The sequence below is a fragment of the Paenibacillus sp. FSL E2-0177 genome (assembly GCF_037992975.1).
Lineage (GTDB): Bacteria > Bacillota > Bacilli > Paenibacillales > Paenibacillaceae > Paenibacillus_AQ > Paenibacillus_AQ odorifer.
On the sequence record NZ_CP150307.1, the window covers coordinates 6,694,702 to 6,716,656 of the forward strand.

The window sequence follows — 21,955 nt, forward strand, 5'->3', positions numbered from 1 at the left end:
CCTACCCATAACGCCGGAGGTTAGAGCGACTTCACCATTCCTCCATCGACTAAAAGAGATTGTCCCGTTACATAAGTATTCGCAAAAGAGCCTAGAAAAACAGCAGCCTTGCCGAATTCTTCGGGCGTGCCCAATCTTCCTAACGGGATTTGCAGCAGCGCTTCCTCTTGAATCTGCTCCATAGGGATCCCCTCTGCTTGTGCACGTTTGCCGTCTAGTTGAAGAATCCGGTCGGTTGCAATACGCCCTGGTGCGATCGTATTAATTAAAATGCGATCCGCAGCCAGCTCAGTAGCCAAGCTCTTGGTCAAGGCATACACGCCAGCGCGAAAAACATTGGAAAGAATTAACCCCTCAATAGGCTGCTTGATAGAAATCGAGCTTATATTAACGATTCGCCCTGCCCCAGAAGAGCGCAGATGCGGCAGTGATTCACGGATCAAACGAATGGTACTCATCAGTGTGAGCTCAAACCCCTGGTTCCAATCCGCGTCTTCCATATCAGCGAAACCTCCGCCATGAGGACCCCCCGCATTGGTCACTACAATATCAAGCCCACCGTTTAGGGCTACAGCCGTTTGAATAGCATGTACGATATCCTCTGGGACAGTCACATCCATCTGAACCATGTTCACCTGCTGTCCTGTGGCTGCCTGAATCTCTTTCTGTGCGTCTGCAAGCTGCTCCATACTCCTGCTGGCGATCATTACCTTCGCTCCCTCACGGGCGTACTCCAGCGCAGTTGCGAGTCCTAATCCTTTACTTGCTGCGGCTACAAAAACTGATTTCCCACGAAGTCCCAAGTCCATCATTAATGCCTCCTTCTTAATTAAACTCCCAACAGCTAAGACTTAAATTGCCATACTGATAACTTCGGTGCAGCAGCTTCGCTTCCTTCCCTTTATCGCCAGCTCCCATAGCTATTATCAAGGGGATAAAGTGCTCACTAGTCGGCACTGCATCAACGCCATAAGGAGCAAGCTCCTGATAGTTAAATAGCGACTCTGTATCCCAAGCTTCCACCCTGTGCTGCAGCCAGTCATCGAATGTCTCCGCCCATTTCTCGACGTTCTCCATTCCCCACTTCACGCTACGCAAATTATGGACGGTTCCACCGCTGCCAATAATCATAATATCCTGCTCACGCAGCTCAGATAAAGCCTTACCCATTAAATATTGCTGTTCATTGGACAACTCTCGATTAACTGACAAAGATACGACAGGAATATCTGCATTCGGATAGATTAATTTAAGAATAGCCCAAGCTCCGTGATCTAGTCCACGCTCTGTATTTAATTTGCTGGCAATCCCATTCTTGTGGAACAGAGACATAATTTGCTGTGCAACCTCATTGTCCCCTTTGGCAGGATAAGTCATTCGATACATCTCATCTGGGAAGCCATAGAAATCATAGATGGTGTCGAAAGTCTCCATAACTCCAACCGATTGTGTGTGTTCTTCGAAATGTGCAGAAAATACAACAATCGCTTTCGGTTTGACATTCCTCTCAGCGAGCTCCCCAAGAAATTTCGTATATGCATTGTTATCAAGTACCAGAGAAGGAGCACCATGGGCAATAAAGTAAGAAGGTATCATAGTTTATCACTCCCTAAGTTCTGCCGTAACCAAGCGATCAAGTCCTGCTGATTCTGCGGTAATACACCATGATCCGAAGGATAAGTTTTAAAGGTTAATAATGGGGTTAGACCTTCGAAATAAGCGGCTGTTTCTGTCCCCACTGAAATTGGAAATACAGAATCATATTCACCATGCGAGATGAAGACCGATACCTCCTGCACACTCCTCAGCTCATAATCCGTCTTCACAAACCCCGGAACATAACCGTTCAGCGCCACAATTCCCCGAAGCGAATTCCCCATTGTAAGCGCGAGTGTCATGGACAAAATGGCTCCTTGACTGAAGCCAAGCAGATAACGATGTTTAGCATCTATAGGGTATTTGTCGGTGGCGTATTCGATAAACTGCTGCAATTGCGATACAGCCTGATCAAACTGCTCGCGGATGGGATGACCTAGACTTTTGAGATCATAATATTGAAATCCTGCCCCTAAAATCATATTTCCCCGAATCCCGATAATAATAAACTCTTCAGACAAGGACTCCACAAGCCCGAACATATTCTTCTCATTGGAACCTTTGCCATGCAAGGTGAAGATAACCGGATAAACCCGATTCTCATCGTAACCGGAAGGTAGACTGACATCATATATATAAGGTGCCTTCATACTAAACACTCCTTCAAAATATTTGTAATACAAAAATAATATTTGTAAAGTTAATATTATAAACCACTAGCTAGTATGTCAATTAATAATTTGTTAATATAAAAATATATTTGTTATTACTAATATTAAAAGGAGCTTTACTAATGAATATAGGTTCAAACATTCGTACAATCCGTAAAAGAAAACATATAACGATTGCCCAAATCTGTGAAACTACTGGCCTGTCACAGGGTTTTATGAGCCAGGTTGAGACTAATAAGACCTCTCCCTCGATCGCAACCCTTAGCCTGATTGCGGATGCGCTGAACGTTCCGTTGGCTTATTTGCTGTTAAAAAAGGAAGAGCGGATGCAGGTGGTACGATCCGAGGAGCGGCAAATCACCAGTAGCGGAAGTGATCGACTGCAAGTTGAGCATTTAAGCTCGGCAGGTGGTGTACGAATGGTACTTGTCCATTTCCCTCCGGGTACTTCTACGGGTGAAACTCCGCAGGCGCACGAAGGCAAAGAGGTCCATTTAGTGATAAAAGGTGAGGTTTATGCGGAGCAAGGTGAAGATTTCGGGATGTTCCAAGCGGGGGATTCCTTTAGCTGGAATGCCTGTGTGCCACATCTGGTCATAAATAAAGGCGATGAGCCGGCAAGCGTGCTCATCGCCATCCATACAGAGGCTGATAGTGAAACTGTTGATTTTTAAGCTGGCCTACACGTCATACTCCAGCTGTTTTTTGGCCTGAACAATGAAATCCAGCGGGTTCTCAATCGTGCCGGCTTGGTATTCGACCGCCCCAATCTTAAGACCCAGGCTGACCTTATATTTTCTGGAGAAATTATTGTCATTCAACTCCTGAAGCTTGAGCTTAATCCGCTCGATCACAATCTTCGCCCCATCGCTGTCCGTGAACAGCAGCAGGCCCCATGTTGCTTCATCCTTATCTAGCAGATAGAGTGCATCATTGGTACGAATACTCGCCTGACTAAGCTGAGACACGTCATAGATAGCTTCTGCCAGCTGATCTTCAGGAATGATCCGTCTGATCTCTTTCCAATACTTCACCTTCACCACTAGCAGGGTGAGCGGAATCTGATAGCGGGTCGAAATGCTTGTAAATAATGTAGCATCCGTCTGAAAAGAAATACTGTTCCGCAAATTTGTGTTTTCATCTACGATAGCCATATTGGCAGTCTTTTTGCGTAGCTGCTCATTCTCCACCTGCAAATCACGGCTGCTTAAAGTGAATACCCATAGAACGACCGTTAATAGCGGAGTCATAATTAGCCAGAAATAAGTATTCAGGCTAATCGTTTCCCCCAGCGTTATCGTCTGGTACATCGTGTAGAATCCGTAAGCAAAGATAAACACCAGATTCAAGACCAGACCCGCAGTGACCGTCGTAAAATACGTAACAATGGCCAGAATAAAAGCCACCGTTAAAATGATAATATTCTGGAGGTAATCATCCGGTGCACCCGCAATAAAGACGATACAGAGGAACGATAACACCAGGAATGATAAGAGAGCGATGTCCGACACTAAGCTGCGATTACGTCTCACGCTTATCACCACGTTTCTTCATGTGTTTGCGAAGCAGCAGGATCAGCGATAGAACCACCAGCGTCAGCACCAGTAAAATCACGATGATAAAACTGAGTACATCCGACCGTTCCATTATTTTCTGGGCCACAGAGTCCTCGGCTGCTCCAGTGATTGTTTTGAAGCGGTGTGCGCTGACATTACCGTCTTTATCAACGATTGCACCATCGCCAAACACCTTCCACTTGTCCCGTTCTGTAGCGAGCAGTTTAGATCCTAAGTAATACTCTTCCGAGCTGACCCCTGTAACCGCGAGCAATGCACGTCCCGCCTCAAATGGCGAATCAATCAGCTGCAGTGTTCCGATTCGTGCGCCGTATTGCTCTTCAATACTCATTTTCTCATTGGAGCGAATTGTGGTTCCATCTCCGTTATATTGAAAATAAAGCTTAGTATTCTGATCACGGATCACCTTATTATTCTTATAAGCACCAATAGCGATGATATTATTATTTTTCAAATGATCAGCGTTGACGGTATCGGTATAGAACTGGATATTCCCTATATTTCCGCTGGCATATTTACCAAGCAGATTAAAGATATTCGATACACTTAAATAGGCGTAATCATCCATTTGTTCGGGCAGTACAACCGCCACATGATTATAGATCCCATCGCGGATGAACGGATATGGATAGTTATTAAATAAGAGATCCGTGCGATCCTTCGTATTCAGCTGCATTACAGAATCTTTACTGATATAAGCCCATGGCATTTGATCCCGATCGATAATACATCTGGCTCCTTCGATCTCCAAATCAAAAGCCACTGTCACCGAGAAATTTCCGGAGATATTCAAGTTCTGAGGCACCGAGAGATTAAGAATATCGCCATTCGCCAGTTCCTTAGTCAGCTTCTTACTGCCAATCGGAGTATTGTTGATGCTCACGGTAACCAATGAACGAGTAAAATCCAAATTCTGTGCATAACGGAAATCCAGGCTGATTTTACCGGAATCGGCAATCGAGCGGTTCGCTGGTAATGAAATAAAATACGTCTGCTCCTGATGATGTGCCCCGGTCAGTTTATCACCTGTCTCAGTGAACGTGATGTTAGAGCTAATCGAAAGCGCAGGTGCTGATACTTCTGTAGCATCCGTTACTGTTTTCAGATCACTAGTGATCTGCCCGATCAGCTCTGGATTAGCAATCAAGCGACCTGCTTTAATCAGCAAGTTCTCATCCTTCGAGGTTACAACCAAGGTGGGCTGGGTATCCTTATTCACTAGCTGGAGCAGCGCGTGCGTACCCAAATCTTCAGTGGAGCTTAGCTGAGCTTTCAGCCCGCTTGGTACTCTGTCATACATAGCTACCAGTACAACTGCGGCCTTATTCTGCACAGTGTCTGCCCGGTAGGGAAGCAAGGGAATAGTCTTATCATTTAACGTAATCCCCTTAACAAACCCGGAGAGAGCATAAGTGGCTGCTTCCATTTCTGCCGCTGTGCTTTTGTCCGGTACAGTCAGAATACTCTGATTCTTCGTTAAGGTATCTATCCCGGCGAATCGCTCGCTGAAGTCACTGATCCCTCCACTCAAGGGCTTTGCGGTATAAATCACGTTAATACTGGACGTATTGAACAGATGCAGCCAATTATCCGACGTTTCATCGACCGAACAAAAGAGGTCATCTTGACGATCTGTCTTTAAATAGCCCTGAATGCCCAGCGTATTCGTCCCTTTTTTCAGAAACCCCTTGGGCGCCACAAGGGTCAACAGCTGTTCGCCGTTGTCTTGTAGTGACGGACGAAACGTATAGAACGGGCTGCCGTTTAGCGTTAAGGTAACACTAGAAATCTGCTCTTCGGTAATTTGTGAAATTTGAAAATGCAGTTTGATCTTTACTTGATCCACATTCCAATAATCCAGAACCTCAAAATATTGCTGCTGGGCACTCGAACCTGTTAAGGACGAGTCCGTTCCCGTAAATGAGGTTGTGTAAGTGGACTTATGATCCTGCGGCAACGTCTCTGCGGCAGCAGGATGGATTGGAATTAACAAAAGGGAGAGGCAGGTTAACAGTATAACCAGCTGTTTTTTTATCTTCATGTTCTGTTTCTCCTGTGATTACATTTTTCTCATATGACTTTTTGGTGCCTCGTTAGTAGCGCTCCGTCTTATACCATTTGGCTTCTCTTTTGAAGATGAGGTCTTTCAGATATAGATATAATCCGTTAGCCGCGACAACCATCCACAGCTGGCAATAAGACACATACATCAACATTACAATCCCTAGATTGGACAAGCTCATCTCGCCCTTTTCTGTCGTTAGCGTGATGAAGGTCCCCACAACGAAAAGAATAATAGCGAGCAGCCATAAGAAATTACTAAGACCTGCAATAGTAGTATGCACATAACCCAAAGCATGCAGGATCAGCAGCACATCCGAGGTGATTAACGACAGCAGCAGTAAGAAGTAAATGGATAGAAAATAAAGAATATCGAACCGGACCTTTGCGGCCGATTTATTGAACAGCAGCGGAATATTTTTGACAATGACATAAATATTGCCCTTCGCCCAGCGGGTTCGCTGCTTGAACCAGACCTTCAGGGTCTGTGGTTCCTGCTCCCACGTGACGGATTTCGGCTGGAACTTGATTTGGTAACCCATCATATAAATCCGGAAGCTGATTTCTGTATCCTCGGCTATCGCTTTAACATCCCAACCACCGATGCTTTCCACAATTGACCTGCGCATAATGAAATTGGTTCCCGGAATAGTGCAAAGCTTGAACAGCTTCCAGCGTCCCGCTTGAGCCATCCATTGAAAGGATAAGGTCTCAATATTAATGAACCGGGTCAGTAAACTTGCATCACGATTACGGGTCCGGAACTTCCCAATCACCGCACCGAGGCTGGAATCATGCATGATCTCAGCAACCAGATAACGCAAAGCTGTTTTCTCCGGAGTATTGTCGGCATCATAAATGGCGATTAGCTCCCCTTTACAGCTGGTAAAGCCTATATTCAAGGCATTGGATTTGCCTTTGCCTCCTGTAACTGCATCCGTATTAATGACTACCAGCTGACGCCCCGGATTTCGGGATTGTATGCCCGCAAGCAGCTCGGCACTGTTATCAGAGGAGTTATCATTAATCACAATAATCTCATACCGATCTTGCGGATAATCCAGCGCCAGCAGAGATTCAACCGTCTTACAAATCACTACCCCCTCATTGTGAGCGGGAACCATAATTGAAACAAAAGGATATTCGCCCTCTATCTCTGGTATATCCTCATTTTCGGATTTAATGTAATATAGATAGCCCGCGATAATGAGGGTCACATTCACCAGCAGCAGAGACCAAATACAGATCACCGCAATCACCATCAGCACGTCTGAAATCGTCATAGGGCCCTCCAAATCACGATTAGTTGTCTCATTTCAAAAACTTTCTGCGATATAACCGGTATCCGATCATTAACAATCCGCCAAACAGCAGCAGAGAAATCATGATCACAACAATAAAAAATTGATTCTGAATATTAAAAAGTCGGGTGAAGCTCTTTTGCTGCTCCTCTGTGTAGCGATAATCGCTATCCACTGTTTCCGGTGTATAGTCCAGGCTTAGAGGTTGTCCATTAATAGAAATCATTCCATCTAATGAGGAGATTGTGTTCTGATCAGTAACAACCTGATGCTCTTCTTGCTTATAATCGGCAAAAGAAACCCAATTCCGTTCCAGACTTTGCAGCATTTCTTCAAGCTGACGCTCATCCTCGGGCATGTCGACGGTGATTACAGTATCCATCGGCAAATGCGGTATCACTTTATTGGATGTAGGCAAAGCCTGAAGAAATTCCAGCGGAACGCTATATAAAGAGGATGGAAAGGATTTAGAGGTGTCGCTCTGCTCCATATAATCAATCTGTTCATCCGGATATAACACCACGGAATCAAAAAAGCTCATCCCCGCTTCTGAATACTCTTTGTCATACGACCAATGCATTTCCGCTCCGACTCCAAGCGGCCCAAGCCCGTTTTCGGCCAACAGATTGATGAAATCATTCATCTTTCCTTTAAGCGTATGGTCACTGGAGCTTATCGTTGGCATCACCACTGGGGCATTGACCAGAATGCTTCCATTGTTGGATTGCACGCTTTTCATGGCCACTAAATAACGCTGCATGGCCGGATAATCGGTATTGCTGAACACAGGCCGCACACTTGCAAGAAACGGAATCCCCAGTTGATACAGCCGCTCACCCGTTTCTGCCAGCAGTCGCAGATCGGAGAAAGGATAGATTTCTTTGATCGCAAGGTACATTTTAGGAGCAGCAGTGATATGGAGCCAATCCTTCAGAACATACGCCATCCCTAGCGTACTAGCATTCCCTTGTTCAAAATATGGGGCATATGTATCATTCCCCTTACTCACAGCGTACGGTGCTTGCAGACCCTCCTCCGCAAAAGAGAGTTGCCCAAAGGATTTGACCGCCTGACTCGCTACAATATAAGGCATATCCTGCACCTTAGCTTGAATTCCGGAGAACTGTCCAATTTCGAGCTCAGCACTCCCGTCATAGATCACATCAGTGGTTAGCTGTAACGCCTTCGTTAGATTAGCGGGTGGGTTGTACCCGATATGCAAATACTGCCCCTGATAATGCTCCCAATCCTCTATGTAGGATTTATTCGTGATCGAAATATCCGCTTCGTTACGGACCATGATCACTCTGGAGTAATTTTTCAGCATCCCCTGCTCGTATTGATCTAGGCTTCGAAGTGTAACCTTTGTCGAGTAAGCTGCCAGCAGACGTTGAAGTTCAGTCACATTTCCATCCTTAGAGGTCCCCTTGGCAAGGCTGTCATAGAGCAGTAAGACTTGTTGTGGCGATGCAGCAGATTGAACAGGAGTGGCGGGAAGCAATAGGATGGTTAAACTCAGCGTCAGCAGCAATATACAGTATAAGATCCCTCTGCGCTTCAAACACTCACATCCTTTTGAGGCTTTGTAAATGGACTAGACATGGTGGGGCTCTCGTTAACCGGCTTTTTGCGATTTTTGGAGAATCTGCGTCCGATCACACTAGATACTGTCAAAAAGGTCACCAAATCAAAAGATAAAGTGAACAAGAATTCATGCTTGGAAATGTCGGCATCACCGGCACCGATAATCGATACAAAAATGCCTGAAAGACCAATGCCTATCGTAGCGACAATCAATACCATCCGCTGCAATCCTCTAAAATTGCGTGCCTTAATGGCTGTTACAAAGGAAGGCATATACAGACCGATGACAAGCACTGTCCAAAGGAAGATAAAACCTATCGTTCGTGGTGCTAAAGCTTTTTTCAGCTGACTATATCCAGTAAAAAAATGACTCTGTGCTCGAAATTCCTTCCCAACGGATTGCTCGTAATTGCCCATCGCCGCTGGTTTAATCGAGAATGCACTTTGAGCAGCTACATTAAGAATCGAGTTAAGCTGATCCGGATTCGATATATAGTATTTAAGGATCGAAACAAATCCGTAACGACTGTAAAAGTTCTCTTGGAGGATTGGTGAATTCACATCAATAGTTCCGTATTTCTCGTAGTAAATGCTATTTTTCAAGATGGCATATTGTTCATCAATATCGAATGACTTCAATGCCTTCTCCGGATCGGAGGAATCCTTCAGCACCCCTCGGGTCATGGCATGGAACTGGTTAATATTCACGAATTCATCCGAGATATTCAAATAAGTGAACACACCTGCGAACAGGATCAAGGCAAGGGAAACCAGGGTCAGAATACGAAAGATCTTATCCCTGCGAATCCAAAGGATTGAACACCCCAGAACCGCAATGATTATACCCACTGGCGCATTTTGCTGTTTGGAAGTAGTCAGGATGATCGTACTGATCAAGAACAGGGCCAGCAGCACATAGTCATTGTATCTTTTTTGATATAACAACAACCAAGCTGCGAACATAGTAATCATCGTGATCATCACGACGCTCTCGCCGTAAAAGGAGTTGAAATAAGCGGTATACCCGGTATCTCCAAATATAAAAATAGCAATACCTGCAGTGACCCATCCCTGCTTGCGGGTCATCCCCCATGTAATAGCCTCTATTAATAAGTAGATCGCCGCAGCATATAAAATCGTGTAAATGACTGCTTGAAACCGGATATCGAAAACCTCGCTGCTAAAAAACAGCTTATTAAGTCCAATGGCCAGCTGAATAAATAGGGACTGTGAAGAAAATAATGTCGCGCCATTCTCATTAAAATATTGAAAGATTCCATATTGCTTTACAAAATAACCAAAGTATTGCTCGTCATAATCCGGCAGATTGAAATAAATTCCGTTACTATAGATGCTGCGAAAAAAATCACCATTATCCGCCATTCCGACATACGGGGCGGTAAATAAGGCGATGATGGTTATAAGCAACACTCCAAAAGCAGTGATAAAAGCCGGGGACAATGGCAACGGTAGGTTAGCGAGTGTCATCCCCTGCCTCAGAGGTGATTTCACCGTGTTGTTTATCATGCAGATTCACCTTCGTTACTATAGGTTTAAATTAATAGACATAGGCCAATGCTGCCATCAGATTGTCAAAGGAATAGGCTTGGCCACTAGCTACATCGCCGAAGCCACCATACAGTGAGCTGCCGGCATCGGTTATTCTGAACTCGTTCATTCTTTCAATGCTTTTGCGATAGAGTGCATCGTCTCCGGTCTCGGCACCAATCATAGCCGTAATGGCGTAAATGGCTGTGGAGCGAATATCGTTAAGCGGCTTTCCCTCACGCGAATATTGTCCATATAATGTGCCAGCTTCGACCTGCTGCTTGATAAAATTAATGCTGGAGGATTTCTGCTGGTCTACCTCTGCCAAAGCCAGAATGGACAGTAGCGATTCTACTGTATTGATATTCTCCGAACTATAGGTTCCACTCTCATAATTAAACCTTGTTTCATAGAAGGGAAACTCATCTGATAAATAGCCATCTTTCAGAATAACGCTCATATTATTCAACAAAAAGTCACGAGATTCTCCAGAAACCGACAATTTTTGCATTGTACCTAAATCAATATAACATAAAGTAACGAATGTGTTGGTTTTTTTGTAATTTTCATCATAGAAGTCATACATATATCCATTTTTTACATTATAGTTATAAAACCTCTCACCATACTTAGCCGCTTCTTCTGTATATTGTTTATCTCTAAACGTATCCCCCGCTTCATAAAGCGCACGAATGATACGTAAGTCATCAACGGCAGCATTCACAGGATATAATTTCTGCTGTTTAGGGCTATATCGGTAGCTAAAACCACCCTTCATATCAAAGGTTTGCTTAGCCAGCGCCCATTCTTCTGCAAATCGCTCTTTCTCACCACTCCGTACGGCTGCCAGCATTCTAAGAGAGGCAGACTCACTTAGAATCTCATGGCCGCTTGCTGCTTCCCCGGATTGCTCTGTTTCAATTAAATTCGTATAAACACCGGACGAGCCGGTAAGCTTCGTAACAATAAATTGCTCTAAAGCATCCAATTCCTGTGAAGGGTCCCCCATATCATTATTAGCCGAACCCGTAGGATTCGGTGGCTCTGTTGTATGAACATTTGCGGAGGGCGAGGGTGTTGATGCCGGTATTGCTGTTTGCTCACATGCTGTTAATGCTGTAAAACCTGTAAGTACCACTACAGCAACAGCTATCTCTTTCCTCAAAAAACCACCTCCCTAAGCATCTGCTTATATTGCCTAGTATTATCTATAACGGTAATATACATCACATCCTTAATCCAAATGTTAAATTTATGAAACCATTAGATGAAAAAAGAGGCATCCACACGCCTTCTGACGAGCAGATCCTCCTTTTTCTGTCATCTACTTACTTTATTCCATACGTTCCCAAAAACGATGGGCAGTAATGGCTGCAACGAAGCTAGCCGCAAAAACTTCCCCACCATCGCCTATTATGACTCCCGGACTGCTTCTATGTTCATCTGTTGCAAGCAGCTCAGCAAGTATTGTCTTCATCGCGATAGGTTTAAAATGTGCATAGGCTTGGTTGAGGAATAACGCTGCATCTTTATGGAATTTCTTGCGTTCCGCATTTCCACCAGCCGCATAAATCGCATCGAAGAGCACCGAATCTGTAGTGGACAAGGTATGGATGACTTCAAGCTCTGTGCCGCTTGAGCCTTTAATAAATCCAAGCTTATCACTGATTAGCTCCGGTTGTATCCCAGCTCCCATAAGCGTTTCCAACACAGGCATTACCGCAGCTTCATCAAAACCATCTCCGATAATCACGCCTACTTTCCGCGTGTTGGGATGTTTTTTCGTATTAGCCTGACTTAAGGCAGGGGAAGCTTGAGTAACCTCGGAACCGCCAACTTCTGGAGCCGCTACTCCAATGGCTTCTGCCACAGGTACAGCAAGCTCGGAGGTAATGTTAGCAAGCATATTTACGACCTGCTGTCGGACCGACTTACTCTTAACCTTTCCAAGCTCAAAAGAATAAGCTTCGATAATATGCAATTGTTCCGGAGGGCTCATACTATTCCAGAATAACTTGGCTTGTGAAAAATGATCCTCAAAGCTTTTACTCCGGCTCCGTACCTTACGGCCCTCAACCTTTTCTTGATAATGCACATAACCGCCTTCTGCCTCTGGGACAGGTCTCGGCGTATTTTGGGCCAGAGAATTATTATGATAACTCACAGTGCCCTGATTAATCGTCTGCCGCCCATATCCGTCACGCTGGTTGTTGTGGAAAGGACACACCGGTCTATTAATCGGCAGTTCATGAAAGTTAGGACCCCCAAGCCGAATCAGCTGGGTATCCGTATAAGAGAACAATCTGCCCTGAAGTAGCGGGTCATTGGTGAAATCAATCCCTGGCACTACATGTCCAGGGTGGAAAGCCACCTGCTCCGTTTCGGCAAAAACATTATCCACGTTGCGGTTCAAGGTCATTTTCCCAACGATCTGCACGGGCACGTCTTCCTCTGGCCATAGCTTTGTAGGGTCCAGCACATCGAAATCAAACTTGAATTCGTCTTCTTCACTAAGAAGCTGAATGCCCAGCTCGTATTCCGGAAAGTTGCCGGCTTCAATCGATTCCCATAGATCACGGCGGTGAAAGTCAGGGTCCGCTCCAGATATTTTCTGTGCTTCGTCCCACACCAAAGAATGTACACCAAGTACTGGTTTCCAATGGAATTTAACAAAATGCGCTTTCCCCTGTTCATTGATCAGACGGAAGGTGTGAACTCCAAACCCTTCCATCATCCGGAAGCTTCGCGGAATGGCGCGGTCAGACATCAGCCACATCGCCATATGGGCCGATTCCTGATTATTGGCGATGAAATCCCAGAAGGTATCATGGGCTGATGCTGCCTGAGGCATTTCATTATGCGGCTCCGGCTTAAGCGCATGCACTAAATCAGGGAACTTAATCGCATCCTGTATAAAAAAGACCGGCATATTATTGCCTACCAAATCATAATTGCCTTCTTCGGTATAAAATTTGGTCGAGAAGCCCCGGGCATCCCGCACAGTTTCGGCTGAACCCCGTGATCCTGCTACCGTTGAGAACCGGACAAACACCGGGGTCTTCACGGACGGATCTTGAAGGAATTTCGCCTTCGTATATTCTTTCAACGATTTATATACTTCAAACTCCCCGTGGGCGGCAAATCCGCGTGCATGCACGATCCGCTCAGGAATCCGCTCGTGATCGAAATGGGTCATTTTTTCCCGAAAATGAAAATCCTCCAGCAAGGTTGGCCCCCGGTCACCGGCTTTTAGGGAGAACTCATCCTCGGACACTTTCAATCCCTGATTGGTTGTTAAAGCGTGACCTTCGTCCTTACTGCGAAACTGTTCCAGTTGCTCATTTTTGCTATTTCCGTTCACTTTTTGCTGTTCACTCATTAACAATGGCTCCTTCCGAAAGGTAGAGTAACGATAATATTCATCTCTTACCCTTAAGGAAGGAACGGCAAACAAAAAGAAGCGGAATTCCGAGAAGCCATTCTCCCGAAAATCCGCTTTACTCGCTTATCACTGACCTAACCTTTAATTCTCCGATACGTCTCTTCATCCGAAACAATATATAATCTAGCCTCTTTAGGAATAGGCTGGTCCAGCTTGCGATTGATGCTAAGGTCACTACGATCCGAGAGTAAAGTTGCACCTTGAAGGAGCAATTCCTGAAACGCCTGCCCATAGGTCTTCCATGCACTATTCACTGGAATCTCATAAATATCATCCCCATACTGGCGGCTCAGCAGCTGCGTAATCACCTCTGAATTCCCCTCTTGCAGAGCGGATCGGACAGCCAATCTAGAAATGGCATCATGCGACAGAACGAATTCATTGACCTGAACATGCCTGAAATTCTGTATATTCTTCTCCTGCATAATTTCTACGGTAGTATGTACTTGTGGCGCTATGCGCTCAATGCTGGAGGCGATAAGCAGAGATTTCCCGTCAATTAGCGATGCTTCATCAATCCGTGTGTCTCCGAACACAATGGCTGCCCTGGCTTCGTGTATGTTAGCTTTAAGGAGAATCTCATCGCTGGAAGCATCACCGCTTACAAAGTGGACCTGTTCCATATGCTCCAGCGGATGCCGTCCTATCTCATCAATGATGACGATATGACATTTAGGTGAATAGCATAACACCTCATCTACCGCAGCTTGCGCTTTTTTACTCCAATTGATTAATATCACATGATCCTTTCCCCGGAAGCTCAATGTTCCTGCTCCTCTCCTTCTCTGCACCTCTGCAATAGAGTCAATGACCTTGCCAATAACCAAGCTGAGAAGACCAATCCCAAAAATATATAGAAACATGGTGAATAGCTTACCAACTACCGTCTCGGCAAAATAATCCCCATACCCAACGGTGGCCATCGTTGTCATAACCCAATAGAAGGCATTAAACCAGTTGTGGAAAGTACTCGGTTCAAGCAGGTAAGCTATCGATGCGCTAAGAATTATAAAGATCAAAATAATCAGACCGATCGACCGTTTGCGTAAACGCATCATCCTGGTGGATATTCTCAGAAAAAAATGCATCTGCCATCCCTTCCTCACATTAATAAAGCTGCCTCTCGAGGTTATTACTGAGGGCAGCCTTATCCATGTCCATCTGCAATTTTTGAACTAAACAATCAAACTGCTGACTGCAAATGCTGTGCCGATAAACACCAAGCAGAGCATAGTGCCTACTGCCACATTGCCTTTTTCCAGATGTTCTGAAATTTTAAAGCTTGGGGTCGCCAATTCAAAAATCCAGTAAGCAGCGATGAGGCACACATAACCGACAGCAAACCAAATGATCATATGCAGAATAGAGGTATTCGTATACGCCGCTACTCCAATGATAATTGCTGTAGCGAGAAATTTGCCGCCAAGCGCTAGAGCTACAGCCACATTCCCTTTTTTCAGCTCTTCCATATCCTTGAACGGGGTCATCAAGCCAAAGATAACCATACCCAACAATTGCAGAAGAATAATCACAAATATACTGACTATTAAATTAACAACAATCGTCACTTTGCCCACCCCCGAAATTTCGCATATGCCGAGTCATAATCGGCGAAATCATGTACTTCCTCAAGGACTACGGAAGCGGTCTTTTCTTTCTCTAATGCTGCATAACGCTCATCGTCTATCGGCTGCTTGATCCGGTTGCCGGAAGGCAGCTCGAGGACGGCAAAGTTTCTTGTCTTCTCATTATATTTTGTCTTGTATACTCCTACAAGATCAACATCTGTAGTTACCGATACCTTAAGGTTGGTAAGATCCTCGACTGCTGTTTTTTCATCGGGATACGATTTAATGGTCGTCCAGGAAGAGAGGCGGACTTCATTGCGTTGGTCGGCATCTGTGATCAGCTCAGCGTCCATGAACTGCAGTGTCCATATTTTATCGCCAGTAGCATAATTCTCATCATTCGGCAGCAGCTCATTATCCGGCAACACCGTCATATCGCTACCAATTAGATCACCTACAGTACTCTCCACAACCCGGTAATCCCAAGGTACCCGTGCAACACTGTCAGAAGTTTCAGCAGTGCCTGAATCAAACACACTCCCCTGATTACTGGAACATGCACTAAGCAGCAATACCGTTAGAAGCATCATACATAAAGCCCCGATCCGGGCCTTTACTAATCTGGTAGACGACTTGTTTATAGCCTTACTTTTATCCAACTATCTCACTCCCAACGCGATAAAATGACTGGCATTGCCCGTAATCAGTCCGCCAGCCCGGCCGAGCAGCCCACACGGCTTCCCATTAATGACGAACATGCCTGTCAGTAGGTGGAATTCACCTTCGGCGGTGTGTATTCGGGCTAGTTCAGCTCTTTTTTGATATACAGAGGGAAAAAGCTGACTGCTATCATAACCCTCTTCGTCCTCAATTTCTAGAGTTCCACTATCGTCAAAGAGACGTACAGAACCGCCTTCGCGGCCAAATACAGATTTGGACACAAAGCTGCCAGAGAACACAGGCTTATTATAAGTAGGCAAAATATAACGTGAGATCGCCTCACGCTCTTCATTGTCAAATAATAAGCCAAGCTCATACATTCCCCACACAGCTGCAATCAATCCCTTAGACTGCAACAGGATACTGTGTGGTCCATTAAAAAGCTGAAGATTTCCCTGTTCAACAGCATAGGCAAGTGCATCTCCACCCTCATCGACGGCCATCCACTCTTTAGGATATAGGGCGAACATCCGCTTTATCACCCGGTCCTCCCCGTCCTTCAGAATGCCCTCATCGACCCACAGATCGAGACAGTCCACACACTGAATAGTAAGCCCGCTATGTCTGGCCAAGGCTTCAATCGTACCCGAATCTTCAAGATGAGAGCCATAAGCAACACAAGCTGCGGTATCTGGTCGTTCTATCTGCCAGGCTGCGGCAAGTTGTTCCTTCATCGCATGATTTGGACTAGTCACACCCGCCTGTTCACAGATCCAAGGTGTTGCTATGGAAGCCTCCACATAACCTGTAGGTGTATCGGCATTCAGTTCCAGAAGCTTGATGGTTCCATCATTAGCTATCGCAAAATCGAACCTTGCATACCGACTGATTAGACCTTCTTCTGGAATAGGAAACCCGTCAAGCATCTCCCAAAGAACAGGAGGAATGCCCAGCAGCTCATACAAATCGCGTTTTAGATGTATATACCGAACCGCTTTATCGAGGATAGCCCACAGCTTTGCGGAGGCTTCCTCAAGCTCTTTATAAATGTCGCTGCGCATCACAGCTATTGCATCCATCCAGTACTCTTCTTCCTCTAGATCTGCCCAAGTGAACCCAAGCTCATGCAGCGCTTGTACCCGTGGGCCCCGCTCCAGATCAGACAAATCTAGAATCTCAAACACGCTCTGCTGATCACTCATCCGCCGAAACCACTCTTACTGGAACCAGATCTCGATGAAGATTTCGAGCCTGAGCTTGATTTAGAGTTCTTCGAAGAGTTTAAGCCACTGGAAGTGCCACCGATTCCGTTCTTTGAAGAGGAACCTCTTCTCGTGATGGAACCCGTGGATGAGGTTGAGGTTTTAGGTTTCACTACAGAACCGGGCACCTTTTTATTCTGGAACTTTTCGCTGCTATAAGTAGGTGGTTTATAAGTGGTTCTCGTGCCTCCATAATAGGTAGGACGGTCCTTAGCCCATCCTCTGGAGGAGTAATTGGCACCGCTGTTAAACAACATGTGATACAGAAGCAAATCCGTCCAGCCAAAACCTGAATGATAACCGCCATAGTTATTCACTACCGTTGTTCCGTTTGAAGTTACTACGCCTTGGCCTTGCTCCTCTACCTCTTTCGTACCTTCTTCGGGGTAGGGAATATTCCAATCCACATTTTTATCAAAATAAGCTTTAACCTCTTCATTAGACCAAGAGACTAGCTGTGGTTCGCCCGCAGAAGTATTCGCGCTAGCTCCCGCTCCGCCAGGAATAAACATAGCATTCGCTAATAAGGCTATGCCTAGCGATGTTGATAATACACGGATGGGTTTGCCATCTGCGGTAAATAATTTTGATGCAGGCAATTCCTTATCCCTTTCTTCTTTAGCCATCGTAAGGTTCTCCTTCCCTGATGATCTTCTATCCCTCAGTGTGCATCGGAACAAGCAAAAGCTCCAGCTTGCCTTCATCCACATTCAGTCGTCCTTCAACCGCCTCATATTCCTTACTGCCCACCACTATATAATTGACATGTTCAAGTGCAGTTATCATATTCATGCTCCACGTACGCTCTTCAATCACTCGTAGATCACCTTCTGGCATTTTTTCGATTAAAACTACACTCATCCCGTTATCCATTATTACCATTCCTTCCTTATATCTGCTATAGCATCTGATACGTTTTTATCACCTTTTCGTTTCAGTTCTAAGCTTGTATAGATTGCCCAGCATTACTTTTGGAATAAGAACGTCTATATAAAAGGAGAACTCCTAACGAACACAAGCTGACAAGGAGCAACAGTCCGTATACATGCTCATAGGCTTTTGCCGGCGCAAGATCACGCTGAGCATGCAGCAACAGCCCACAGACCGCAACAGATACAGAACCTCCAAAGAACTGAATCAGTTGTAAAAGCCCCATACCTGAACCAATCCAAGTTCGCGGAAGAACCCGAGAAGCTTCATTATTTAAGGATGCCATTGTCGCCGAGAAGGCCGGAGAGAAGCAAAGATAACCAAGCAGAAGAACTACAGGAGATACAGAAAGGTTCAGCGCAAATGCAGCCATAACAGCGGCAAGAATACAATGCCCTATGATTAAGAAGCGCAAGTTGCCATACCGGTCAATAAAACGTCCAACAAAACGGGTAAGAAATGCGGATAATAACGCACCTGGTGCGATAAACAAACCAATCATCAACGCGGATTTACCAAACAGATTAGCGAGCACAAGCGGCATCAGGAACAAATTCCCCAAGTTCAGCACCAGAATACAAAAGCCTATGGTAACTAGCTTCAAGTATCCCGGCATTTTTAGCAGCTGCGGGTTAATAAAGGATTCCTTCGCCTTCTTCAAATACCAAGCGTGCACGATAATAGACACTACGCCCACTGCCAACCATACCAGAGATTGGGTGGTTACTGCTACCAGCAGACTTGCTGCATTTACAACGGTCAGCGCCGCCCCAATAACGTCAAAGCTTGCAGGCTGCGGCTGTTCCTTAGGTAATAACCGCAGCAGTACTGGCAATACAACAAGCACAAGGCAAGTAATTCCGAATAACCCGTTCCAGCCAAAATACTGACTGATGACACCACCAAAAATCGGGCCCAAACCAAAGGCCATTGCACTCCCTGCGGAGATCATGGCGATAGCCGCACCACGTCTTTCAATAGGCACATAACGGCTAGCCAGTACGAGACCCAATCCAGCCATCGCACCCGCGCCAGCAGATTGTACTATTCTCGTTATCAATAATGTATTAAAGTCATGCGCAAATAATCCAAACACTGAGGCCAACCCGAGAGTAATTAAGCCAACGGTCAAAAGTCTCCGAATCGGCACCACGTCTGATAAGCGGCTATAAATAACCGTCGATAAAGCATATCCAATCGAATAGCTCGAAATTACCCATGAACCTAGATCAGCAGAAATTTGGAGATCCTGAATAATGGTTGGAAGTGATACATTAAACATCGTTGTGTTCATCACTACGATAAAAAGGCACATGGTCCATAATGGCATGACTACTTTATCATTCATTACTACTTTCTCATTCATTCCTATCCATCCCTGTCCTAATTTATCTATACAAGCTTATCTAAGTTTATGCCTATAAAATCAGGATGGCAATTGGAATAGGGGGATTTAGACTACTTACGCCACATCAATCCGCACAACAATTCAAACAACTCCATGTAGTTGCGTGGATTTTTGCCCGTTAATGTATGAATGCGATTAAGCCGGTAGTTCAGTGTATTTCGGTGAATATTCAGCTTCTGTACAGTACGATTATGGTCCCCATTCTCAGCAATAAATACTTGCAGTGTTTCAATCAGGCCTGTCTTATCGCCCGACTGATCCAGTAGAGCATAAATCGTCCCGGGCCGTTCTGCCCCGTCATAGGAGAGATGAATTAAGAATCTTAGTTCTTCATAAGTGTACAGTATCTTGAGCGGGTCGACTCTACTACCAACACTAATCGCCGCCTGGGCCTGTTCAAGTGAATAAGCAGCTAACTCCTCTGCTTCGCCAGAACCTATTCGCCCCACATTCGCACATGAATTTAGTTTTCCTATGAGCTCTTTATAAAGAAAAACATCCGTTATAAAAAAAACCGCCTTATCATTCTCCAAATTCCAGTAATGTGGATAGGACCTAAATACATTTTTGAATTCTTTTCCGTTCACATCGCCTTCCACTAGGATCGCCCAGCATTTTTTCTTAAGATCAAGCCCATAGCTGCCCGCCCGTTCCAGAAACTCAAGATCATATGCTTCTTTACGATAAGACAATTCATGATAAAATTTCACACGTTTTACTCGCTCATCCTGTTCCAGCTTGTTCCTTGCTTCCTGCTCAATAAGTAATATAGTAGTGACTCTGACCAGCTTACTAAACGGCCTAACCTCATCTGGATGTCCCGTAATACCTACCACACCCAAAACTTTATGATCTATAATAATGGGTTCATTCACCCCCGGCTTCATGCCGCTGCCATCCTCGTACACTTCAAAGACATGCCCACTTTGAATGGCTATTCTCGCTCCCTCATGTAAGGTTCCGACCCGTTTGAGATCTCCGCTTCCTACAATAAAGCCGCTCTCATCCATAACATTAATGTTATACGGAACTACGCTCATCATTTCTTGTGCTATTTGTCCTGCGAGTGATTTCGATATCTTCATGTCTGTACCTCCTGTTCCTTTATATTCTACTCAGAAAGCTTCTACCTTAAAAAAGAAAAAAGGGGCTGACTCCGTTCAGTCAGCCCCTCTATCACTTTGTATAATTCAATCAGCTTCCTTGGTTCAGCATGACTAACCTAGCCACATTCTCAGCCGTTCTTTCCAGATTCTCTTGGCCTTTATTCAAGGCATCCTCCAATGAAGCTGCACCTGGCATGATCCCAAAAATAGCATCGATCCCTTTATCATACAACACTTCCGTCTGATCGCCGATCCGTCCCGCAAAAGCCAGCACAGGTTTATTATATTTCTTAGCTACCTCAGCAACGCCAAGCGGAGTCTTGCCATATTGGGTCTGGAAATCGATGCTTCCTTCCCCGGTCCACACCATGTCCGCCTGCTGCACTTTTTCTTCAAGTCCAGTATAGTCGATCACAAGCTCAATGCCTTTTTTTAATATTCCGTTTAAGAACACCACCAGTCCTGCCCCAAGGCCACCCGCTGCACCAGCACCAGGCATATCTATAATATCGAAACCCAATTGCTCTTTGATGACACTCGCATAATGATGCAGATTGCTGTCCAGCTGTTTGATCATATCCGAAGTAGCCCCTTTTTGCGGACCAAATACATTGGAAGCCCCGGTCGGACCACATAATGGATTCGTAACGTCGCAAGCCACTTCAACCTGTACTTCCTTAAGGCGAGGGTCAAATCCACTCAGATCAATACGGGCTAATCTGCCGAGCTCACCACCACCAAACAACAGCTCATTGCCTTCGGCATCCAGCAGCCTGCCGCCTAATGCCTGCACCATCCCGGCGCCTCCGTCATTGGTGGCACTGCCACCGATACCGATCAGCAGCTTGCTGACCCCACGATCCAGACATGCTTTGATTAATTGTCCTGTCCCGTAGGTGGTTGTAATCAACGGGTTACGTGTCTCAGGGGATACCAGCTGAATACCACTCGCACTAGCCATTTCCAGCACCCCTGTCAGCCCGTCTCCTGTGATTCCGTAGGATGCGCTAACTTCATTGCCCAGTGGCCCTTTAACTTTTGTTATATATACTGTACCTTCCGTTGCATCGACCAAGGACTGCATCGTTCCTTCGCCGCCATCTGCCATGGGTACATGAATACAAGTAATATTAGAATTTACTTTATGAATGCCTTTTTCCATGGCTTCACAAGCTTCTTTGGCTGTCATGCTTTCCTTGAAAGAATCCGGTGCCAATACGATGACAAAGTCTTTATTCATA

The 21,955-nt window shown here is 45.3% G+C and carries 20 protein-coding genes; 1 reads left to right on the top strand and 19 read right to left on the bottom strand.

The features are described 5' to 3' along the window. Window positions 1-20: 20 nt before the first annotated feature. Genes MHI25_RS29780 through MHI25_RS29790 form a run of 3 tightly spaced genes read right to left on the bottom strand, consistent with a single transcriptional unit; the run spans window position 21 to window position 2,246 of the window. On the bottom strand, window positions 21-809 hold the full coding sequence (locus tag MHI25_RS29780) for an SDR family oxidoreductase (protein WP_076124084.1): 789 nt from the start codon (window positions 807-809) through the stop codon (window positions 21-23). A gap of 16 nt (window positions 810-825) precedes the next feature. After that, a complete protein-coding gene (locus tag MHI25_RS29785; protein ID WP_076181911.1) occupies window positions 826-1,596 on the bottom strand; it encodes a class III extradiol ring-cleavage dioxygenase in 771 nt (256 codons plus the stop codon). Beyond that, window positions 1,593-2,246 (bottom strand): alpha/beta hydrolase-fold protein, encoded by a 654-nt coding sequence (locus tag MHI25_RS29790; RefSeq protein WP_076181909.1) that lies wholly within the window; start codon window positions 2,244-2,246, stop codon window positions 1,593-1,595. Before MHI25_RS29790 ends, MHI25_RS29785 begins: the two co-directional genes overlap by 4 nt. Window positions 2,247-2,389: 143 nt before the next feature. Here MHI25_RS29790 and MHI25_RS29795 point away from each other — a divergent pair, with 143 nt between their 5' ends. Next, window positions 2,390-2,941 carry a helix-turn-helix transcriptional regulator gene (locus tag MHI25_RS29795; RefSeq protein WP_076099730.1) on the top strand — a complete coding sequence of 184 codons (552 nt, stop codon included), beginning with the start codon at window positions 2,390-2,392 and terminating at the stop codon, window positions 2,939-2,941. Window positions 2,942-2,947: 6 nt separating this feature from the next. Here MHI25_RS29795 and MHI25_RS29800 read toward each other — a convergent pair whose 3' ends face one another. The 16 genes from MHI25_RS29800 to MHI25_RS29875 all read right to left on the bottom strand — a co-directional run bounded on the left by MHI25_RS29800 (window position 2,948) and on the right by MHI25_RS29875 (window position 21,954). Beyond that, complete coding sequence (locus tag MHI25_RS29800) at window positions 2,948-3,799, bottom strand: diguanylate cyclase (protein WP_036682174.1); 852 nt, start codon at window positions 3,797-3,799, stop codon at window positions 2,948-2,950. Further along, window positions 3,789-5,885, bottom strand: a complete 2,097-nt coding sequence (locus tag MHI25_RS29805) for a cellulose biosynthesis cyclic di-GMP-binding regulatory protein BcsB (RefSeq protein WP_340394730.1) — start codon at window positions 5,883-5,885, stop codon at window positions 3,789-3,791. The genes MHI25_RS29800 and MHI25_RS29805 overlap by 11 nt, the downstream gene beginning before the upstream one ends. A 52-nt stretch (window positions 5,886-5,937) precedes the next feature. Continuing rightward, window positions 5,938-7,188: a glycosyltransferase family 2 protein gene (locus MHI25_RS29810; protein WP_036682179.1), complete on the bottom strand. Its 1,251-nt coding sequence runs from the start codon at window positions 7,186-7,188 to the stop codon at window positions 5,938-5,940. Window positions 7,189-7,216: 28 nt separating this feature from the next. Beyond that, window positions 7,217-8,767 (bottom strand): hypothetical protein, encoded by a 1,551-nt coding sequence (locus tag MHI25_RS29815; RefSeq protein ID WP_340394731.1) that lies wholly within the window; start codon window positions 8,765-8,767, stop codon window positions 7,217-7,219. Beyond that, entirely contained in the window at window positions 8,764-10,317 is a 1,554-nt protein-coding gene (locus MHI25_RS29820) for a hypothetical protein (protein ID WP_340394732.1), read from the bottom strand. The genes MHI25_RS29815 and MHI25_RS29820 overlap by 4 nt, the downstream gene beginning before the upstream one ends. 31 nt (window positions 10,318-10,348) lie before the next feature. Beyond that, on the bottom strand, window positions 10,349-11,503 hold the full coding sequence (locus tag MHI25_RS29825) for a glycosyl hydrolase family 8 (protein WP_340394733.1): 1,155 nt from the start codon (window positions 11,501-11,503) through the stop codon (window positions 10,349-10,351). A 168-nt stretch (window positions 11,504-11,671) separates the two neighbouring features. After that, window positions 11,672-13,717 carry a catalase gene (locus MHI25_RS29830; protein ID WP_340394734.1) on the bottom strand — a complete coding sequence of 682 codons (2,046 nt, stop codon included), beginning with the start codon at window positions 13,715-13,717 and terminating at the stop codon, window positions 11,672-11,674. A gap of 137 nt (window positions 13,718-13,854) precedes the next feature. Beyond that, window positions 13,855-14,838, bottom strand: a complete 984-nt coding sequence (locus MHI25_RS29835) for an ion channel (RefSeq protein ID WP_339281506.1) — start codon at window positions 14,836-14,838, stop codon at window positions 13,855-13,857. 117 nt (window positions 14,839-14,955) lie between these two features. Beyond that, complete coding sequence (locus tag MHI25_RS29840) at window positions 14,956-15,348, bottom strand: DUF350 domain-containing protein (protein WP_038573772.1); 393 nt, start codon at window positions 15,346-15,348, stop codon at window positions 14,956-14,958. Then, entirely contained in the window at window positions 15,345-15,938 is a 594-nt protein-coding gene (locus MHI25_RS29845; RefSeq protein WP_232061559.1) for a hypothetical protein, read from the bottom strand. The genes MHI25_RS29840 and MHI25_RS29845 overlap by 4 nt, the downstream gene beginning before the upstream one ends. A 69-nt stretch (window positions 15,939-16,007) precedes the next feature. Then, window positions 16,008-17,210, bottom strand: coding sequence for a glutathionylspermidine synthase family protein (locus MHI25_RS29850; protein WP_076181895.1), 1,203 nt, complete (start codon window positions 17,208-17,210; stop codon window positions 16,008-16,010). Further along, the gene (locus MHI25_RS29855) at window positions 17,207-17,896 is read right to left on the bottom strand and encodes a hypothetical protein (protein ID WP_076124098.1); all 690 of its coding nucleotides are present in this window, start codon (window positions 17,894-17,896) and stop codon (window positions 17,207-17,209) included. The genes MHI25_RS29850 and MHI25_RS29855 overlap by 4 nt, the downstream gene beginning before the upstream one ends. A 28-nt stretch (window positions 17,897-17,924) precedes the next feature. Next, a complete protein-coding gene (locus MHI25_RS29860; protein ID WP_036682196.1) occupies window positions 17,925-18,143 on the bottom strand; it encodes a hypothetical protein in 219 nt (72 codons plus the stop codon). A gap of 67 nt (window positions 18,144-18,210) precedes the next feature. Beyond that, complete coding sequence (locus MHI25_RS29865; protein WP_254847722.1) at window positions 18,211-19,566, bottom strand: MFS transporter; 1,356 nt, start codon at window positions 19,564-19,566, stop codon at window positions 18,211-18,213. 92 nt (window positions 19,567-19,658) lie between these two features. After that, on the bottom strand, window positions 19,659-20,693 hold the full coding sequence (locus tag MHI25_RS29870; protein ID WP_076181893.1) for a sugar diacid recognition domain-containing protein: 1,035 nt from the start codon (window positions 20,691-20,693) through the stop codon (window positions 19,659-19,661). 109 nt (window positions 20,694-20,802) lie between these two features. After that, window positions 20,803-21,954: a glycerate kinase gene (locus MHI25_RS29875; RefSeq protein ID WP_076222377.1), complete on the bottom strand. Its 1,152-nt coding sequence runs from the start codon at window positions 21,952-21,954 to the stop codon at window positions 20,803-20,805. Window position 21,955: the final 1 nt, after the last annotated feature.

Coding starts and splice junctions, on each gene's coding strand:
- MHI25_RS29850 (WP_076181895.1), bottom strand. CDS start 17,210: ATGAGTGATCAGCAGAGCGTGTTTGAGATTCTAGATTTGTCTGATCTG.
- MHI25_RS29830 (WP_340394734.1), bottom strand. CDS start 13,717: ATGAGTGAACAGCAAAAAGTGAACGGAAATAGCAAAAATGAGCAACTG.
- MHI25_RS29860 (WP_036682196.1), bottom strand. CDS start 18,143: ATGGATAACGGGATGAGTGTAGTTTTAATCGAAAAAATGCCAGAAGGT.
- MHI25_RS29845 (WP_232061559.1), bottom strand. CDS start 15,938: ATGATGCTTCTAACGGTATTGCTGCTTAGTGCATGTTCCAGTAATCAG.
- MHI25_RS29865 (WP_254847722.1), bottom strand. CDS start 19,566: ATGAATGAGAAAGTAGTAATGAATGATAAAGTAGTCATGCCATTATGG.
- MHI25_RS29835 (WP_339281506.1), bottom strand. CDS start 14,838: ATGATGCGTTTACGCAAACGGTCGATCGGTCTGATTATTTTGATCTTT.
- MHI25_RS29875 (WP_076222377.1), bottom strand. CDS start 21,954: ATGAATAAAGACTTTGTCATCGTATTGGCACCGGATTCTTTCAAGGAA.
- MHI25_RS29790 (WP_076181909.1), bottom strand. CDS start 2,246: ATGAAGGCACCTTATATATATGATGTCAGTCTACCTTCCGGTTACGAT.
- MHI25_RS29780 (WP_076124084.1), bottom strand. CDS start 809: ATGGACTTGGGACTTCGTGGGAAATCAGTTTTTGTAGCCGCAGCAAGT.
- MHI25_RS29810 (WP_036682179.1), bottom strand. CDS start 7,188: ATGACGATTTCAGACGTGCTGATGGTGATTGCGGTGATCTGTATTTGG.
- MHI25_RS29795 (WP_076099730.1), top strand. CDS start 2,390: ATGAATATAGGTTCAAACATTCGTACAATCCGTAAAAGAAAACATATA.
- MHI25_RS29870 (WP_076181893.1), bottom strand. CDS start 20,693: ATGAAGATATCGAAATCACTCGCAGGACAAATAGCACAAGAAATGATG.
- MHI25_RS29785 (WP_076181911.1), bottom strand. CDS start 1,596: ATGATACCTTCTTACTTTATTGCCCATGGTGCTCCTTCTCTGGTACTT.
- MHI25_RS29820 (WP_340394732.1), bottom strand. CDS start 10,317: ATGATAAACAACACGGTGAAATCACCTCTGAGGCAGGGGATGACACTC.
- MHI25_RS29855 (WP_076124098.1), bottom strand. CDS start 17,896: ATGGCTAAAGAAGAAAGGGATAAGGAATTGCCTGCATCAAAATTATTT.
- MHI25_RS29805 (WP_340394730.1), bottom strand. CDS start 5,885: ATGAAGATAAAAAAACAGCTGGTTATACTGTTAACCTGCCTCTCCCTT.